The sequence below is a fragment of the Streptomyces sp. SAI-135 genome (genome assembly GCF_029893805.1).
Classification (GTDB): Bacteria; Actinomycetota; Actinomycetes; order Streptomycetales; family Streptomycetaceae; genus Streptomyces.
In genome coordinates, this window is record NZ_JARXYP010000002.1 from 5861467 (window position 1) to 5878642 (window position 17176).

The 17176-nt window shown below is 70.4% G+C and carries 14 protein-coding genes; 8 read left to right on the forward strand and 6 right to left on the reverse strand.

Annotation, left to right across the window (positions count from 1 at the left end):
- Positions 1-683 precede the first annotated feature (683 nt).
- From M2163_RS31205 to M2163_RS31235, 7 genes are all read left to right on the forward strand, one after another.
- Positions 684-1457 (forward strand): isoprenyl transferase, encoded by a 774-nt coding sequence (locus M2163_RS31205; protein ID WP_280849564.1) that lies wholly within the window; start codon positions 684-686, stop codon positions 1455-1457.
- A gap of 325 nt (positions 1458-1782) precedes the next feature.
- On the forward strand, positions 1783-3108 hold the full coding sequence (locus tag M2163_RS31210) for a PhoH family protein (RefSeq protein ID WP_280849563.1): 1326 nt from the start codon (positions 1783-1785) through the stop codon (positions 3106-3108).
- Between the two features lie 383 nt (positions 3109-3491).
- Positions 3492-4193, forward strand: a complete 702-nt coding sequence (locus tag M2163_RS31215) for a transglycosylase SLT domain-containing protein (RefSeq protein WP_280849562.1) — start codon at positions 3492-3494, stop codon at positions 4191-4193.
- 126 nt (positions 4194-4319) lie between these two features.
- A complete protein-coding gene (locus tag M2163_RS31220; RefSeq protein ID WP_280895646.1) occupies positions 4320-5666 on the forward strand; it encodes an AI-2E family transporter in 1347 nt (448 codons plus the stop codon).
- A 130-nt stretch (positions 5667-5796) separates the two neighbouring features.
- Complete coding sequence (locus M2163_RS31225; protein ID WP_280849560.1) at positions 5797-6639, forward strand: MarR family transcriptional regulator; 843 nt, start codon at positions 5797-5799, stop codon at positions 6637-6639.
- A gap of 42 nt (positions 6640-6681) precedes the next feature.
- Positions 6682-7080, forward strand: coding sequence for a roadblock/LC7 domain-containing protein (locus M2163_RS31230; RefSeq protein WP_280849559.1), 399 nt, complete (start codon positions 6682-6684; stop codon positions 7078-7080).
- 4 nt (positions 7081-7084) lie between these two features.
- Positions 7085-7513 (forward strand): hypothetical protein, encoded by a 429-nt coding sequence (locus M2163_RS31235; protein WP_280849558.1) that lies wholly within the window; start codon positions 7085-7087, stop codon positions 7511-7513.
- A 21-nt stretch (positions 7514-7534) separates the two neighbouring features.
- On the opposite strand, the gene M2163_RS31240 is transcribed toward M2163_RS31235, so the two are convergent.
- The 5 genes from M2163_RS31240 to M2163_RS31260 form a co-directional block, all read right to left on the reverse strand.
- Positions 7535-9871, reverse strand: a complete 2337-nt coding sequence (locus tag M2163_RS31240; RefSeq protein ID WP_280895647.1) for an FtsX-like permease family protein — start codon at positions 9869-9871, stop codon at positions 7535-7537.
- Positions 9868-10554 carry an ABC transporter ATP-binding protein gene (locus M2163_RS31245; RefSeq protein ID WP_280895648.1) on the reverse strand — a complete coding sequence of 229 codons (687 nt, stop codon included), beginning with the start codon at positions 10552-10554 and terminating at the stop codon, positions 9868-9870. The genes M2163_RS31240 and M2163_RS31245 overlap by 4 nt, the downstream gene beginning before the upstream one ends.
- A complete protein-coding gene (locus M2163_RS31250) occupies positions 10551-11072 on the reverse strand; it encodes a PadR family transcriptional regulator (protein ID WP_280849555.1) in 522 nt (173 codons plus the stop codon). The genes M2163_RS31245 and M2163_RS31250 overlap by 4 nt, the downstream gene beginning before the upstream one ends.
- Before the next feature lie 117 nt (positions 11073-11189).
- Positions 11190-11462 carry a hypothetical protein gene (locus M2163_RS31255; RefSeq protein WP_280895649.1) on the reverse strand — a complete coding sequence of 91 codons (273 nt, stop codon included), beginning with the start codon at positions 11460-11462 and terminating at the stop codon, positions 11190-11192.
- Positions 11459-12361, reverse strand: a complete 903-nt coding sequence (locus M2163_RS31260) for an SPFH domain-containing protein (protein WP_280849553.1) — start codon at positions 12359-12361, stop codon at positions 11459-11461. Before M2163_RS31260 ends, M2163_RS31255 begins: the two co-directional genes overlap by 4 nt.
- Before the next feature lie 250 nt (positions 12362-12611).
- Here M2163_RS31260 and M2163_RS31265 point away from each other — a divergent pair, with 250 nt between their 5' ends.
- Entirely contained in the window at positions 12612-14957 is a 2346-nt protein-coding gene (locus M2163_RS31265) for a transglycosylase domain-containing protein (RefSeq protein WP_280849552.1), read from the forward strand.
- A 53-nt stretch (positions 14958-15010) separates the two neighbouring features.
- Here M2163_RS31265 and M2163_RS31270 read toward each other — a convergent pair whose 3' ends face one another.
- A complete protein-coding gene (locus tag M2163_RS31270; protein WP_280849551.1) occupies positions 15011-17137 on the reverse strand; it encodes a SpoIIE family protein phosphatase in 2127 nt (708 codons plus the stop codon).
- Positions 17138-17176 lie beyond the last annotated feature (39 nt).

Here is a 17176-nt window from a genome sequence, read left to right on the forward strand (position 1 = left end):
GCATATCCATGGTCTTCACGGGGTTTCCACATCGTTATCCCAGGCGGCTCGCATCCGGACCCCGGCTGACGTAAATTCAAGGCGAGGCGATTCGCGCCAGCAAAGCTGCGCGGTGGCACCGCGCAGAGGAGGGGGCTGCGCGGTGCCGCGCCCACTTCCCGGCGTCAAAGAAACGTTCCGACCCGGATTCACCCACGCGGGCGATGTCCCACGCCCCCATGATTCCGCCGCGATTCGGCCATGAAACCCCCATGAACAGGGCTTCGGCCGTCCACCGCGCCGTCGCCGCCCGACTCCGGAGAGTAGTTGTGGCACGCCGATGCACGCACCATCCCTCACGAAGGGTTATGGTGGAAACCCCCCCTCGGGCCGGTCCGTCTCCCCCCCACGGACCGGCCCGTTTTTTGTGCCCAGAGGTGCACAGGGGGAGCCGCAGGGGAGTCGCAGGGGAGTCGCAGGGGGAGTGCTCGCCCACGGTGCCCGCCGGAGGCGCATGACCGGGGCGGTCGGGGTACCCGCCACGGTGCGGGGCCCGCAGCGGCAGGCGCTCCGCCGCACGGCGCGAGCGGGGTCCCACGACCCGTCCTCGCCCATGCGCCGGAAGGCCCCGTGCAGTTGGCGCCCGGCGGCCCCCGGTACGCTCTAGCCGCGGGGACCGCCATCTCAAAGGGGCTGACTTTCACGTGAACCTGCGCGACAAGCTGCGCGGCCTGCTCGTCAGGCTCTACGCACGCCGGGTGGAGGGCCACCTGGACCACGCCCAGGTGCCCAAGCACATCGGTGTCATCGTGGACGGCAGCCGGCGCTGGGCGAAGGCCGCCGGTTCCAGCCCTGTCGACGGCCACCGCGCCGGCGCGGAGAAGATCGAGGAGTTCCTCGGCTGGTGCACCGAGACGGACGTCGAGGTCGTCACCCTCTGGCTGCTGTCGACGGACAACTTCAACCGCCCGCCGGAGGAGCTCGGCCCCCTCCTCGGCATCATCGAGGACGTCGTGCGCACCCTCGCCGCCGACGGCCGCTGGCGTGTCCACCACGTCGGTACCCCGGACCTGCTGCCCTCCCCGATGCAGACGGCGCTGAAGGAGGCGGAGGAGTCCACCGCCCACGTCGACGGAATACTCGTCAACGTCGCCATCGGCTACGGCGGCCGCCAGGAGATCGCCGACGCCGTACGGTCCATGCTGCTCGACGCGCACGAGAAGGGCACCTCGATGGAGGAGCTCGCCGAGGCCGTCGACATCGACATGATCGGCCGCCACCTCTACACCGGCGACCAGCCCGACCCCGACCTCGTGATCCGTACCAGCGGTGAGCAGCGGCTGTCCGGATTCATGCTCTGGCAGACCGCCCACTCGGAGTACTACTTCTGCGAGGTCTTCTGGCCGGCCTTCCGGAAGGTCGACTTCCTGCGTGCGCTGCGCGACTACGCGGCCCGTCACCGGCGCTACGGCGGCTGACGGGCGGCGCACGGAAGGGGCTCGACCACCCCGTTCTGGGGCGGAAGCAACCTGGAGTTCACCAGCGCGCCGTCATATGCGTCGGCATGGCGGCGGGTGTTCGAGGGCATAAGCCAGTCAGGTCGATGCCCGAACCACGGGTGTCGGATCTCAGCGGGCGGCACGGGGCCGTCCGCCCGGGAGGCCCTTTGCACCAGCCTTACCGTGCGGTTGCGGCACGGAAGAAGCAGTGGAGGGCCGGTCCCCGGCCCGTGCAAACGGGCCGTCGACCGGTCCAGCTCCACTCCGTCGCTCCCCGACCTCATCCGAGGGGGTACGTCCTTCCGTGGTGACCAGCACAAAGCGCCGTATGCCTGACCGGCGCACCTATGTTCTCGACACCAGCGTCCTGCTGGCCGACCCGAACGCCCTGAGCCGCTTCGACGAGCACGAGGTCGTGCTCCCCATCGTCGTGGTCACGGAGCTGGAGGCGAAAAGGCACCATCCCGAACTCGGCTACTTCGCCCGGCAGGCCCTGCGCCTGCTCGACGAGTTCCGGGTGCGGTACGGCCGTCTCGACGCCCCCATTCCGATCGGGGAGCTGGGCGGGACCGTCCGTGTCGAGCTCAATCACTCGGACCCCAGCGTGCTGCCGAGCGGCTACCGCCTGGGGGACAACGACTCCCGCATCCTCGCGGTCGCCCGCAATCTGCAGGCCGAGGGGTTCGACGTCACTGTGGTGTCGAAGGACCTCCCGCTCAGGATCAAGGCGTCCTCGGTCGGTCTCCTCGCCGAGGAGTACCGCGCCGAGCTCGCCATCACGGACTCCTCCGGCTGGACCGGAATGTCCGAACTGACCCTGCCCGGCGAGCAGGTGGACATCCTCTTCGAGGAAGGGCACGTCTACGTCCCCGAGGCCTCCGAGCTGCCCGTGCACACGGGGCTGACCCTCCACTCCGAGCGCGGCAAGGCGCTCGGCCGGGTCGCGCCCGACGGCAACATCCGTCTCGTGCGCGGAGACCGGGAGGCGTTCGGCATCAAGGGCCGCAGCGCGGAGCAGCGCATCGCGCTGGACATGCTCCTCGACCCGGACATCGGGATCGTGTCCATGGGCGGCCGGGCCGGCACCGGCAAGTCGGCGCTGGCGCTGTGCGCGGGCCTGGAGGCGGTCCTGGAGCGCCGTCAGCACCAGAAGGTCATGGTCTTCCGCCCGCTGTACGCGGTGGGCGGGCAGGAACTCGGCTATCTGCCGGGCTCCGAGGCCGAGAAGATGAGCCCCTGGGCGCAGGCGGTCTTCGACACGCTGTCCGCGGTCACCAGCCGCGAGGTCATCGAGGAGGTCACCGCGCGCGGGATGCTGGAGGTTCTGCCGCTCACCCACATCCGCGGCCGCTCGCTCCACGACGCCTTCGTGATCGTGGACGAGGCGCAGTCCCTGGAACGGAATGTGCTTCTCACCGTTCTGTCCCGAATCGGCGCGAATTCACGGGTGGTTCTCACCCATGACGTGGCACAGAGGGACAATCTCCGCGTCGGTCGCTACGACGGTGTCGTCGCCGTGGTGGAGAAGCTGAAGGGGCACCCGCTCTTCGCGCATGTGACCCTGACGAGGTCCGAGAGGTCCCAGATCGCGGCGCTTGTGACCGAAATGCTGGAGGACGGCCAAATCTGAGGTAGTACACGCCCGTTGGCGCCGTCCGGAAAGGCCAAGAGCCTAGCCGGGCGGCGCCTTCGCGTGTCGAGGTTTCTCGAAATCCCTGGGGTCAAACGGGATGTGAGCTTTCACACGCAACTCAGAATTGCCACCCGGCGTCCGGTTACGGCAGAGTCTCGGTTCTGTCAGGCCCCGCATACGGCACACCTGTACCCCCAGCGGTACGGCACCACAGCAGCACCACGATCAACTCCATAACGTCCGTCGTATGCCGCCCGCGCACCATGCGGCGCTCCTCGCAAGGGAGTTGCCCACCGGGCCCGCGCCTCCCGTGACCCCGTTAGTTGGGAGGCCAGTGTCTAGGGGCACGATTGCGTCCGCCAGGGTCACCGAAGCGGGCGATGCTGGAAGGAAACCGTGTGAGCCCGATTTCGGTCCGGGGATTCGCAGTGGCCTCCGCCACCGCGGTCACCGCTGTCGGAAGCGTTGTCGGAGTAGCCTCCGGCAGTGTCGCGCAGCCGAACGACGCCGAGGCGACGGCAGCAGGCACGACGCTCCTGGCGGACATCCCCGCGGGTGAGCAGGCTCAGGTGCAGACCGCGTCCCTCACGCAGCAGGCCGACACCCAGGCCATCGCCGCGGACGCGAGCGCCAAGAAGATCGCGGAGGAGTCGGCCCGCAAGGCCGCCGCCAAGTCCGCGATCGAGAAGAAGGAGGCCGCCGAGCAGGCGGCCAAGGAAGCCAAGGAACGCGCCGAGGCCAAGGAGAAGGCCAGCAGGAGCGCCTCCAGCTTCCCGGTGCAGAGCTCGTACACCGTCGCGCAGATCCAGGCGATGGCTGCCTCGATGGTGCCGAGCGGGCAGTTCCAGTGCTTCAGCAACATCGTGGACCACGAGTCCAGCTGGAACTACCGGGCCGTCAACGCCTCCTCCGGCGCCTACGGTCTCTTCCAGGCGCTGCCGGGCTCCAAGATGTCGTCGGTCGGCGCCGACTGGCAGACCAACCCGGCCACCCAGATCAAGTGGGGCCTCAACTACATGGACAGCCGGTACGGCAGCCCCTGCGAGGCCTGGTCGTTCTGGCAGGCCAACCACTGGTACTGAGCGCGCCCGGCTCTCAACCTCGCGAAGCCCCTCCCCGTCCTAGGGGGAGGGGCTTTCGCCATGTACGGTCGGTCCGGACGACTCCAGGGGGGAGTGGTGAGGAGAGACGGGGGAAGAGGACGGATCATGTCGCGAGTGCCAGGGTGGATCGGTCGGCTCGGTGCCCGGCTGACCGATGTGGGTGAGCGGTTGGACGAGCGCCGCGCGGAGGTGGCCCGCGAGGAGGCCGAGGCCGACGCGGCCGAGCAGCCCGCCCGCAGGCCCGAGAAAGCGGCCAAGGCGGTCTCCCGGCCACCCGTCGTGCTGGTCCCGCGCCCCGACCCGGCCCAGGCCGTGCCGTGGGGCGTACGGGTCGCCGCCGAGGCCGGCTGGCGGCTCCTGGTCCTCGCGGGCACCGTCTGGGTGCTGATGCGAATCATCAGCTCGGTGCAGCTCGTCGTCTTCGCCTTCGTCGTCGCCCTGCTCATCACCGCGCTGCTCCAGCCGACGGTGGCCCGCCTCATGCGGCACGGCGTCCCGCGCGGTCCCGCCACGGCCCTCACCGCGATCCTCGGCTTCGTCATCATCGGGCTGATGGGCTGGTTCGTGACCTGGCAGGTCATGGAGAACATCGACGACCTCTCCGACCAGATCCAGAGCGGCATCGACGATCTGCGCAACTGGCTGCTGAAGAGCCCCTTCCACGTCACCGACAAGCAGATCAACCAGATCGCCAAGAACCTGCGGGAGGCGGTCGGCGCCAACACCGACCAGATCACCTCGGCGGGCCTGGAAGGCGTCCAGGTCGTCGTGGAGGCGCTCACCGGCATCCTGCTGACCTTCTTCTCCACCCTCTTCCTGCTCTACGACGGCCGCCGCATCTGGGGCTGGACGCTGAAGCTGGTCCCCGCCGCCGCCCGCCCCGCCGTGGCCGGCGCCGGACCGCGCGCCTGGCGCACCCTGACCGCCTATGTGCGCGGCACGGTCCTGGTGGCCCTCATCGACGCCGTGTTCATCGGCATCGGGATCTACTTCCTCGACGTTCCCATGGCCGTCCCGCTGGCCGTCTTCATCTTCCTGTTCTCGTTCATCCCGCTCGTCGGCGCGGTCGCCTCCGGCGCGCTGGCGGTCCTCGTCGCGCTCGTCACGCAGGGCGTCTTCACGGCGGTGATGACCCTCGCGGTGGTCCTGGCCGTCCAGCAGATCGAGGGCCACATCCTCCAGCCGTTCATCCTCGGCCGCGCGGTGCGCGTCCACCCGCTCGCGGTCGTCCTCACCGTCGCGACCGGCGGCATGGTCGCCGGCATCGGCGGCGCCGTGGTGGCCGTACCGCTCGTGGCGGTGACGAACACGGTGGTCAGCTACCTCAAGGCGTACGCCGAGGAGCAGTCGGCGCCGGCCGAGGCCGAGGACGAGGTCGTGACCACGGAGGAAGAGGGCGGGTCCGAACCGCCCACGGACGCTGAAAAACCTGCCTCGAATTCGGTCAAATGAGCGCCGAACACAGTGTTTTGAGCAGTCCGCAGACTCAACTTCCGTCAACTAGGGGCAGGTAGGAAAGCCGCCCCCGGAATATGCGTCCGGACTGATACACCTTCCCTCCTCAGCGCTACGCGTCAGGCGTATGTGCGAGACGGCGGGGGGTGTGATGTCGGGCCACGAACTCCTGGCACAGGCCCTGGCCGAGTGCGGCCGTGACGGCTTCACCGGGGAGCTGCGGATCACCGGGACACCCGGCGGCACCTTCCACTTCGGGGACGGCCGGGTCGTCGCGGTGGAGTCGCCCGGCGCCCCGGGCCCCGAGGCACTGCTGCTGCGCTCGGGCCGGGTCAGCGGCGAGCAGTGGGCCGAACTGGTGCGGGAGTCCGGCGGCTCGCGCTGGCCGGCCACCGCGCTCATCGCCCACGGCTACGCGGGCGCCGCGCAGCTCAGGGTGGTGTGCGCGCTGGCCCTGCACGACGCCGCCTTCGCGATGGCCGCCGGCCGGGTGGAGGAGTGCGAACGCCGGGCCACCGCCGAGCCGTTCGCGCAGGTCCCGCTGGGTGAGCCGCCCCTGCGGCTGCTTCAGGAGGCGCTGCGCAGACTCACCGCCCTCGCCGCCCTGCCGTACCCCGTGCATCCCGACCGGGAACGCCCGGTGCGCTCCGGCACGGACGGCGGATCCGGGACCCTGCGACACGAGCTGCTCAGGCAGGCCGACGGCCGCAGCACCTCACGCGACCTCGCCTTCCGCGTCGGGCGCGGGGTCTACACCGTCACCGTCGAGGTCGCCCGCATGCTCGACGAAGGGCTCCTGGTGTGCGCGGGACCGCCCGCGCCCCTGGCGGTCCGTTCGCTGCCCGACGGCGACGAGCTGCGGCCCCGCAGGCCACCGCCCGTGGAGCAGCCCTCGTCCCCGGTGAGAACCGATCTGCCCCGCCGAAAACCCGGCAACTTCTTCCGGCTCAGAAACGGAACGCCCCAGTGAAAAAGCCGATCAGACGTGAACAGGAATAGGGGAGTCGCTTTTATGGATCACAAAGCCCTGGCGCTCGAAATGCGCGGACTGCGCGAACAGGTCACGGGAATCACGGACACCGCGGTGGCCGCCGCGGACGGGCTGCTCATCGCGGCCGACACCGCCGACTCGATCGACCCGGAGGGCCTCGCCGCGCTCGCCGCGGCCGGCCTCGGCCTCGCCCGGCGCACCGCCGGGGCGACCGCCCGCGGCGCGCTGCGCCGGACGGTGACGTACGGCAGCCACGGCTGCGCCGCCTTCTACGCCGTCGGCGAGACCGCCCTGATGGTCGTGCTCGGCGACGAGGGCATGGACGTGGACCACCTGCACCGGGCGACCCAGCCGACCCTGAACCGGATCGGCTCGATCCTCACCGACAAGGCGTCCGAGAAAGCATCAGAGGGAGTCTGAAGGGATGGCGACGAAGCGCATGGCCACAGGTTTCTCCGACCAGGTGATGGGCCTGGTCAAGTCCCTTCGTACCGAAGCCCCCGACTGCGTGGCCTCCGGCGTGGTCGACATGTCCACCGGCATGCTGCTGTCGTACGAGACCGTCGAGAACCACCCGCCGGAGGTCCTGGACCTCCTGGCGGGTGCGACCCTCGACCTGTTCCAGGGCCGTACCGTCGTGATGATCGAGGACGTCTTCAAGGAGCGTCGCGGGATCAGCAGTGACAACCACTTCTTCCAGGAGATCCTGGTCAACAGCGAGAACCTCACGCACCTGTTCGTACGGCTGGTCGAACAGCAGGACGTCGTGGCCGTCGTGGTGTGCCGCAAGTCGGTCAACGTCGGCATGCTGTTCGCCCAGGTCCGGCGGGTGGTGAAGGAGTACAGCCTCTGAGGGACGCCCGGCTGCGGGCGGCTACTCCGTCCGCAGCCCGTCCGGCCGCATCAGCCGCAGCAGCGGCGGCAGGCTCAGCAGCGTCACCACGAGGACGACCCCCGCGCCCACGCCGGTCATCGACAGCACGCTCGGCCAGTCCACCCGGACCGCGGTGCCCGTCATCCTCAGCAGGACCGCGCCCAGCGTCAGCCCCACCACCGAGGCCAGCAGCAGCCCGAGCGAGATCGGGATCGCCGTCTGCCACAGCACCGACAGGCTCAGGGTGCGCCGCCGGGTGCCGAAGGCGACCAGCGCCGACAGCAGCTTCCTGCGCTCACGCAACTGCTCCAGCTGGGAGACCAGCAGGCTCGCCCCGATCAGCGCGAGGACACAGGCGGCGCCCACGAACAGGCCGGTGCGGATGGACTCGTAGCGGTCGTTGCGCTCGACGGACACCCAGGTCGTCGGCTCTTCGAGGGGGTTGATGCGAGCCGCCGTGTTGCGCACGTACTCCCGCGCGTCCGGCACCGACTCGTCGAGCCGGAGGTAGACCTGTCCGAGCACGCCCGGTACGGCGGTCGAGCCCAGCGCGCTAGGGGTGATCAGGACGCCCCCGCGCTTGTAGCCCGTCGGGTCCGCGACGGACCGGGCCTGCTTGACGCCCTTCGGTACGGTCCAGGCGACCAGCTTGCTCTTCTCCGCGTCCTCGGAGGTCTCGAAGTAGAAGGTGCGCCCGGCCTCGACGGGCGCGGACCCTGCCTCGCCGTCGGAGTCGCCGCCCTGTACGGCGAAGGTGTCGCCGTCACGGCAGGAGGGCAGCGCGGCCACCTCGCGCAGGGACGTGCAGTCGGCGACCGTCGCCCTCGTCCAGCGTGCCTCGTCGCCGCGCCCGTCGGCCACGTACCCCTCCTGGAAGGCGTACGCCTGCTCGACGCCCTTGGTCGCGGCGAGTGCCTTCGCGGCGTCGGCGAGCTCGCCCCCCTCCGGGACCTGCACCTGCATCTGCGCACGCGAGACGTCGTAGCCGGTGCTCTGCGCGTAGGCGCTGTCGGTGCCCGCGAAGAGCATCTGCAGGGCGATCGCCCCGGCCACCGCGACCGCGATGCCGTTGACCATCCTGGCCGCCGTGCCGCTGCTCAACTGGAGCCTGCGCACGGCAAGTTGCCAGGACACCGCGCCCGCGCCCAGCCGGGCCACGACGGTCTCGACGATCCACGGCAGCAGCGCGGTCACGCCGACCAGCAGCAGGATGACACCGCCGGTGACGAGGTACTGGTTGAAGTCGCCGCCGTCGCGGCCCTGCCCGACCATCGGGTAGAGCATCCCGAGTCCGGCCAGCGGCAGCAGCAGCCGCCACCACAGCCGGCGCCGCGCGGGCTTCGCCGTACGCACCACGCCGAGCGGTTCGATCACCACGCCCCGCAGGGCGAGGAGCGTCACCAGCACGGCCGCGGCGGGTACCGCGACGGCGACCAGCAGGGCCAGCAGCGGCGAGGGATTGAGATAGCTGGGGAACACGCTCTGCCCGAACACCTCGACGGAGCCCGCGACCTCACGGCCGATCAGGAAGAAGCCGGCTCCGAGGACGAGTCCGAGGACCGCGCCGGCCAACGCCTCGCCGGCGGCGATCCGCCGGGTCGAGCGGCCGTCGGCGCCCACCAGCCTGAGGGCCGCGAGCCGCCGGTCGCGCCGCTCGCCGCCGAAGCGGACGGCCGCGGTGATGAACACGGCGACCGGCATCAGCAGCACCACGAGGACGACCAGGACCAGCAGCACCAGCACCGGGTCGGACTGCGACTCGGTCGGGTGCGGGTTCCCGTAGTGGTCGATCCGGGTGACCCGGGCGCCGTCGACGCCCTGGGCGGCGAGTCCTTCGGCGCCCCGGTAGAAGGCGAGTTCGTGCGAGCCGATCAGTCCGCTCTCGCCGATCGTGCCGACGATCCGGTCCGGCAGCCGCTCCCGCAGGAGCTTGCCGTCGTCCGACTCCAGCAGGCTCTTCAGCGCGGGGGAGACGACCATCTCGCCGGCCGCCGGGAACTTCTCGACCCCCGGCGGCAGCGGGGCGCGCGGGCCCTCGGGCTCCACCTCCCGGCCGCGGACGTCCCTGTCCCGGAAGGTGGTCGACACGCCCGCCGACAGCAGGCTGTTGTCGCCCTTCTTCACCTTCGGCTCGCCGTAGGTGATGTCCGCGCGGGCGTCGCCCCGCTCGTGCCGTACCGCGAGCGCGTTCGGCAGGGCGGTGGTCAGCAGCAGCAACGCCACCCCAAGGCCGACCCCGACCGCGGTCAGCAGCGCCCGGACCCACCCCTCGCGTCCGCCCGCGAAGGCGAACCGGACCCCCATGGCGAGGTCCCGCGACCACTGCCTGAGGCTCATACGACCCGCTCCATGTCCCGGGACTTCCCGTCCCGTACGACGATCTCGCGGTCGGAGTAGGCGGCCACCCGTGCCTCGTGCGTGACGAGGACGACGGCCGCGTTGGTGGACCGGGCCGCCTCGGTGAGCAGCTCCATGACCCGCTCGCCGTTGAGGGAGTCGAGGGCGCCGGTCGGCTCGTCGGCGAACAGCACACGCGGGCCGGTCACCAGGGATCGGGCCACGGCCACGCGCTGCCCCTGGCCGCCGGAGACCTCACCGGGCCGCTTCTTCCTCAGGTCCTCGACCTCCAGGCGTTCCATCCAGCCCAGGGCCGTCTTCTCGGCCTCCTTGCGGGAGGTGCCGTTCAGCCGCAGCGGCAGCGCCACGTTCTCCACGCAGGTCAGCTCGGGGACGAGCTGCCCGAACTGGAAGACGAACCCGAACTCGGAGCGGCGCAGGGCGCTGCGTTCGGCGTCGTTCATCGTGGCCATCTCCCGGCCGTTGTACGTGATCGAGCCGGAGTCGGGCGGGACGATCCCCGCGAGACAGTGCAGCAGGGTCGACTTGCCGGAGCCGGAGGGGCCCATGACGGCGACGACCTCGCCGGGGTGGATGGAGAAGTGGGCGCCGTCGAGGGCGACGGTCGGACCGTAGGTCTTGCGCAGTTCGTCGGCGACGAGAAGGGAACCGGCCGGGGTCACTTGACCACCTCCGCGAGCTTGTCGAGACGCGCGGCGGTCAGCTCCAGCCAGCGCAGGTCGGCTTCCAGATGGAACAGGGCGTGGTCGCAGATCAGCTGGTCGGCGAGGTCGCCCCTGCGCTTTCGGTCGGTGAGGATGCGCATCATCCGCAGGTGCTCGGAGCGCTGGTTGTCCAGGATGTCGCCGGCGTCCCGGTGCGTGAGCAGCGCGAGGACGACCTTGGTGTACAGCGTGGACTGGAGGTACGGCTCCGGCTTCTCCGGCGTCGCGAGCCACCGCTGCACGTCGGTGATCCCGGCGTCCGTGATGGCGTAGCGCTTGCGCTCGGGGCCGCCGCCGGGCTCGATCCCGTCGACTTCGACGAGCCCGTTCTTCAGCAGCCGCGACATCGTCGAGTAGACCTGGCCGTAGTGCAGCGGCCGGTCGTGACCGAACTTCTCGTCGAAGGCCCGCTTGAGGTCGTAGCCGTGGCGGGGCCCGGACTCCAGGAGCCCTAGAAGGGTGTGACCGATGGACATGGAGAGGACTGTACATGCGGTGTATACCCCGCATGTATACGCGGAGTGTGTAGCTGGGTGTCAGGCCGTGAGCAGCCGCAGGTGGGGGCCGATTGTCACGGTTCTGCTACGCCCGCTCTACGCGTCCCCGGTGCCCTTGGTGTCCTCCCTGTCCCCCGCGTCCTTGGGCGGCCGCCCCCGGCGCGGCAGCGGTCCGGTGTCGCCGGGCAGCCGGCCGGCCTCCTTCAGGGCCCTGCGCAACAGGAACTCGATCTGTGCGTTCGCCGACCGCAGCTCGTCCCCGGCCCACCGCGCCAGCGCCTCGTACACCAGCGGATCGAGCCTCAGCAGCACCTGCTTGCGCTGCTGAGGCCGCCGCTCGGGGGAGCCCCCCTCAGCAGGTGCCGTCACTGGTAGAGCGTCCCGGTGTTGAGGACCGGCTGCGGGGCGCGGTCGCCGCACAGCACCACCATCAGGTTGGACACCATCGCCGCCTTGCGCTCCTCGTCCAGCTCCACGATGTCCCGCTCGGTGATCCGGGCGAGCGCCTCCTCGACCATGCCGACCGCGCCCTCCACGATCTGCCGCCGGGCCGCCACGACCGCGCCGGCCTGCTGCCGCTGGAGCATCGCCGAGGCGATCTCGGGCGCGTAGGCGAGGTGCGTGAAGCGGGACTCGATGATCTGCACGCCGGCCGACTCCACGCGCGCGTGCAGTTCGGTGGCGAGTTTCTGGGTGATCTCGTCGGCGTTGCCGCGCAGGGAGAGCCCGTCCTCCTCGTGGGCGTCGTACGGGTACTCGATGGCGATGTGCCGTACCGCGGTCTCGGTCTGGGTGGCGACGAACTTCACGAAGTTGTCCACCTCGAAGGTGGCCTGCGCGGTGTCCTCGACCTTCCACACCACGACCGCGGCGAGCTCGATCGGGTTGCCGTAGGCGTCGTTGACCTTGAGGACGGCGGTCTCGTGGTTGCGGACCCGGGTGGAGACCTTGGTGCGGGAGGTGAAGGGGTTCACCCAGCGCAGGCCGTCCTGGCGGATGGTGCCCTTGTAGCGCCCGAAGAGCTGGACGACCCGGGCCTCGCCCGGCGCGACCGTGTTCAAACCGCGCAGCGAGATGAGCGCGGCGATCAGCACGAGGACCCCGCCGACGGTGAACCCGGGGCTCTCGCCGCTCGCGGCGAACAGGAAGACGGCGAGCAGCAGCCCGGCCAGGCCCAGCAGCAGGGCCAGCGCGCCGCCGATGCTGTGCGCGGCGAACTCCCGCACGCGCGGGGCGGGCATGTCGGGCACCGATTCGTCCATGGCCATAGGGGTCCCCCATCTCTCGAAAGCGTGTAGGCAGCTAGCGCTGACCTATCTAAGTGATAACACTTTACCCGGTCGCGGCAACCTTGACGCCCCCTCGGAGGTCTGGTTCCGAGGAGGCGGGTGCTGATTCTCACGCCCTCCCGAGGCCGGATCGAGGGCCCTGTGTCATATAGACCGGTGTTAGCTTTCTGAGCTGACCTGAGCCACGAACCCTTGTGGCCGCCGATGAGGAAGCGGAGCGAGTCGACCCATGGGACGAGCGGAAGAGAGAAGAGCACGTCAGCGCGGTGGCCGCCGCGCGGCGCCGCCCACGCGCTCGTCCGGGACGCCGAGCGAGGGCATCGCGCCGGGCGGCCGGGCCGCAGCGCGCCAGGCGGCGCGCGGCAAGAAGAGCGCGAAGAAGGGTAAGAGCGGCATACGCCGGTTCTTCACCTGGAAGAAGATCCTCGGCGCGTTCTTCGGCTTCTGCCTGCTCGGCATCGGCGCCTTCATCGTGATGTACATGATGATCGACGTGCCGAAGGGCAACGCGGCCGCGCAGAAGCAGAGCAACATCTACGAGTACAGCGACGGCTCGGTCATGGCCCGCGTCGGCGACACCAACCGGGAGATCGTGGACCTCTCCGAGGTGCCCAAGGAGGTCCAGCGCACCTTCGTGGCGGCGGAGAACAAGACCTTCTACACGGACTCCGGCGTCGACCTCAAGGGCACCGCCCGCGGCCTCATCAACACCCTGTCCGGCAAGGGCAAGCAGGGTGGCTCCACGATCACCCAGCAGTACGTCAAGAACTACTACCTCGACCAGGACCAGACCGTCACGCGCAAGCTGCGGGAACTGGTCATCTCGTTGAAGGTGGACCGCACGACGTCCAAGGACAAGATCCTCGCGGGCTACATCAACACCAGCTACTACGGCCGCGGCGCCTACGGCATCCAGGCCGCCGCCCAGGACTACTACCGCGTCGACGCCAAGAAGCTCAGCGTCGAGCAGGGCGCGTACCTCGCCGCGCTCCTCCAGGCCCCGAGCCAGTACGACTGGGCGGTCGCCAGCCCCACCGGCAAGAAGCTCGTGCAGGCCCGCTGGAACTACGTCCTGGACAACATGGTCGAGCAGGGCTGGCTGAGCAAGAGCGACCGCGACGACATGACGTTCCCGGTCCCCAAGGAGCCCAAGGCCGCCCCGGGTCTCGAGGGCCAGAAGGGCTACCTGGTCAAGCTCGCCAACCAGCAGCTGGAGAAGCAGCTGGTCAAGACGCAGGGCATCACCCAGGACGAGGCGGAGGCCCGGGTCGAGAACTCGGGGTGGACCATCACCCTGAACATCGACAAGAAGAAGCAGTCCGCGCTGGAGAAGTCCGTCAAGACCCAGCTGATCAGCAAGCTGGACCCGAAGAAGCGCTCGGTGGACAAGAACGTCCAGGCCGGCGCCGTCTCGGTCGATCCGAAAACCGGGAAGATCGTCGCCCTGTACGGCGGCCAGGACTACACCAAGCACTACATCAGCAACGCCAACCGCACCGACTACCAGCCCGCGTCGACGTTCAAGCCGGTGATCCTCGCCGCCGCCCTGGAGAACAACTCCGAGACCGCGAGCGGCAAGCCGATCGGCGCGAACACCGTCTACGACGGCACCAGCAAGCGCCAGGTCCTGGACAGCAACGGCGACAAGGTCGGCTTCGCCCCCGAGAACGAGGACGACCAGGACTACGGCAAGCAGGTCACCGTCCAGACGGCGATGAACAAGTCCATCAACTCCGTCTTCGCGCAGATGGGCGTCGACGTCGGCATGGACAAGGTGCTGGAGACCGCCACCAAGCTCGGCATGGACACCGGCAAGCTGAGGGCGCTGCCCGCCTACACCCTGGGCACCATGGGCGCGAGCCCGCTCCAGATGGCCGGCGTCTACGCCACCCTCGACAACCACGGCAAGCAGGTCACGCCGAGCATCATCAAGTCGGCCGAGCAGGGCGGCACCGAGGTCCAGCTGCCCGACCCGGTCGGCGAGCAGGTGATCAGCCGTGAGGCCGCCGACACGGTGACCTCGGTGCTGACCGGCGTGGTCGCCGACGGTACGGCGAAGGTGTCCGTGGCGGAGAACCCGGCCCGCGACGGCCGCAAGGTCGCCGGCAAGACCGGTACCTCCGACGACAACCTCTCGGCCTGGTTCACCGGCTACACCCCTGACCTGGTCACCTCGGTCGGCCTGTTCGGCGAGGACGCCAAGACCGGTGCCCAGACCAAGCTGTACAAGACCGCCGGCCTGGACCGCGTCAACGGTGGTGGGTTCCCGGCGCAGATCTGGGCGGCGTACACCTTCGGTGTCGCGGCCGAGAACACCAAGTTCGACCTGGACACCGACCAGGGCGCCGCGGTCCAGCCGACGTGGACGCCGACGCCCTCGGCGACGCCGTCCGAGACGCCCTCGGAGACACCTTCGCAGACTCCGTCGGAAACTCCCTCCGAGACGCCGTCCGAGACTCCGTCGGAAACTCCGTCACAGTCGCCGTCGCAGAGCGCGCCGACCGGTGAGCAGAGCACTCCGGTCGAGACCTCGACCTCACCACTGAACCCGTTCGATCCGAACGCCGAGCAGTAGCGAACGAGAGAGGGGGCGCCCGGTGACCACCGGGCGCCCCCTCTCTCGTTCTCCTAGCCCCTGTTGAGCTCGAACCAGACCACCTTGCCGGTGCTCAGCCGGGTGGCGCCCCACCGGCGGGCGAGCCGGTTGACGAGGTAGAGCCCGCGGCCGCCCTCGTCGGTGGCCCGGGCCTGCCGCAGACGCGGCAGCTGCGGCACGTCGTCCCCGACCTCGCACCGCAGGACGTCGGTGCGCAGCAGCCGGAGCGTGACCGGACGCGTCGCGTACCGCACGGCGTTCGTCACGACCTCACTGACCAGCAGCTCGACGGAGTCGGTCAGATCCTCCATGCCCCACCGGGACAGTGCCCGCCGCGCGAGCCGCCGGGCACGGCCCGGGGCCGCGTCCTCCGGCTCCAGGAACCAGTACGCCACGTCACTGGGCGCGATCCCGTCGAAGCGGGCCGCGAGCAGCGCGATGTCGTCGTCCCGGTCGCCGGGACCGAGCATGTCGAGCACCTCGTCGCACAGCGCCTCCAGCGGCGGCGGATGATCCGGCCCGGTCAGCTGCGCCGTCGCGGCGAGCTTCTCCCGCAGCTGCTCTATCCCGGTCCACACGTCCCGAAGCCGCGACTCCACGAGTCCGTCGGTGTAGAGCAGCAGGGTCGCCCCGGCCGGCGCGTCCAGTTCCACGGCCTCGAAGTCCACGCCCCCGACACCGATCGGCGCGCCCGGCGGCACCCGGAGCACCTCGGCCCGCCCGCCCAGATGCAGCAGCACCGGCGGCGGATGACCGGCGTTGGCGATGGTGATCCGGTGCGAGACCGGGTCGTAGACGGCGTAGAGGCAGGTCGCCATGCGGTCCGTGCCGAGCCGCTGGGCCTGCTCGTCGAGGTGGTGCAGCACCTCCTGCGGGGGCAGGTCGAGCCCGGCGAGGGTCTGCGCGGTCGTCCGCAGCTGGCCCATGATCGCCGCGGAGGTCATGGAGTGGCCCATGACGTCGCCCACGACCAGGGCGACCCGGCTGCCGGGCAGCGGGATCGCGTCGTACCAGTCACCGCCCACCCGGGCCGTCTCGGCGGCCGGCAGATAGCGGGAGGCCAGCCGCACGCCGGTCGGCCTGGGGAGCGTCTCCGGCAGCATGGTGCGCTGCAACTCGTCGGCGATGTACGCCTCACGGCCGTAAAGGACCGCCTTGTCGATGCCCAGCGCGCTGTGCGTGGCGAGCTGGGCGGCGACGAGCAGGTCGTCCGGGTCGAAGGGGATGCGGTCGGGGCGGCGCAGGAACAGGGCCGCGCCGATCACCCGGCGCCGGCCGCGCAGCGGGGCGAGGATCGCCCGCCGGCCCGACGGTACGGCGAACTCGCAGCCCTCTCCGAGCAGTTCCGGCAGCGCGGCATGGGCCGCGGGAGTGTCCGTGAAGACCGGCCGCACCCCGCGCAGCACCTCGGCGAGCGCGCTGCCGGGCTGCACCTCGCACAGTTCGGTGCCGAGCGCGTCCAGCTCGGTCGGGTTCTCCGGCACCGGCACCGGCAGGATGCCGTCCTCCAGGTCCCGCTCCTGCTGCGGAATGCGGTCACTGCGCCGCAGCCGCAGCACGAGCGGTCCGGTGGGCCGCTCGTCGCCGACGGGCAGCGGGTCGCGCAGATAGACGAGGATCGCGTCCGAGAAGGTCGGCACGGTCGCCCGGCACAGACCCATCACGATCTCGTCCAGGTCGATGCCCCGGGCGATCCGACGGGTCGCCGCGCCCACGAAGCGCAGCCGGTCGCCGTCCCGGCGCATGGGTGTGGGCCGGCCCGGGGGCAGCCCCTGCCCGGTACGGCGTTCGTCACCGCTCTGGGGCAGGCGCTCGTCCTCGCCGCCCGGCTGCACCGGGACCCCCTCGGGGACCGGCCGGGGACGGTGCGTGTCCGGCTCCGCGGCGGCCGGCTGGGAGTGCTCGGGGCCGGTACCGGCCGGGTTCATGCCCATGTCCTTGTTGTTGCCGGTCTTTCCGGGCTTGCCGGTCGTGCTGTTGCCTGCCTGGAGGACGGGTGCCGCCTCCTGCGCGGGGTCACCGGAGCGTGCCTGGAGAGGTAAAGCCGACTCGGCGCCCTGGGCGGGCGGTGGCGCCGGGGAACGCAGGAGCGCCCCGCGGGGGTCCGTGGGGTCGACGCCCGGCTGGGGGCGTTCGAAGGAGGTCGGGTGCTCCGTCACGCGTGTCGAATCCGTCCGTCCGGGGCTGCGCGCCTGACG

What these genes read in the sequence shown, in the direction of transcription:
- M2163_RS31215 (WP_280849562.1), top strand. Translation starts at nt 3,492, where the DNA reads ATGCTGGAAGGAAACCGTGTGAGCCCGATTTCGGTCCGGGGATTCGCA.
- M2163_RS31220 (WP_280895646.1), top strand. Translation starts at nt 4,320, where the DNA reads ATGTCGCGAGTGCCAGGGTGGATCGGTCGGCTCGGTGCCCGGCTGACC.
- M2163_RS31225 (WP_280849560.1), top strand. Translation starts at nt 5,797, where the DNA reads ATGTGCGAGACGGCGGGGGGTGTGATGTCGGGCCACGAACTCCTGGCA.
- M2163_RS31230 (WP_280849559.1), top strand. Translation starts at nt 6,682, where the DNA reads ATGGATCACAAAGCCCTGGCGCTCGAAATGCGCGGACTGCGCGAACAG.
- M2163_RS31235 (WP_280849558.1), top strand. Translation starts at nt 7,085, where the DNA reads ATGGCGACGAAGCGCATGGCCACAGGTTTCTCCGACCAGGTGATGGGC.
- M2163_RS31240 (WP_280895647.1), bottom strand. Translation starts at nt 9,871, where the DNA reads ATGAGCCTCAGGCAGTGGTCGCGGGACCTCGCCATGGGGGTCCGGTTC.
- M2163_RS31250 (WP_280849555.1), bottom strand. Translation starts at nt 11,072, where the DNA reads ATGTCCATCGGTCACACCCTTCTAGGGCTCCTGGAGTCCGGGCCCCGC.
- M2163_RS31260 (WP_280849553.1), bottom strand. Translation starts at nt 12,361, where the DNA reads ATGGCCATGGACGAATCGGTGCCCGACATGCCCGCCCCGCGCGTGCGG.
- M2163_RS31265 (WP_280849552.1), top strand. Translation starts at nt 12,612, where the DNA reads ATGGGACGAGCGGAAGAGAGAAGAGCACGTCAGCGCGGTGGCCGCCGC.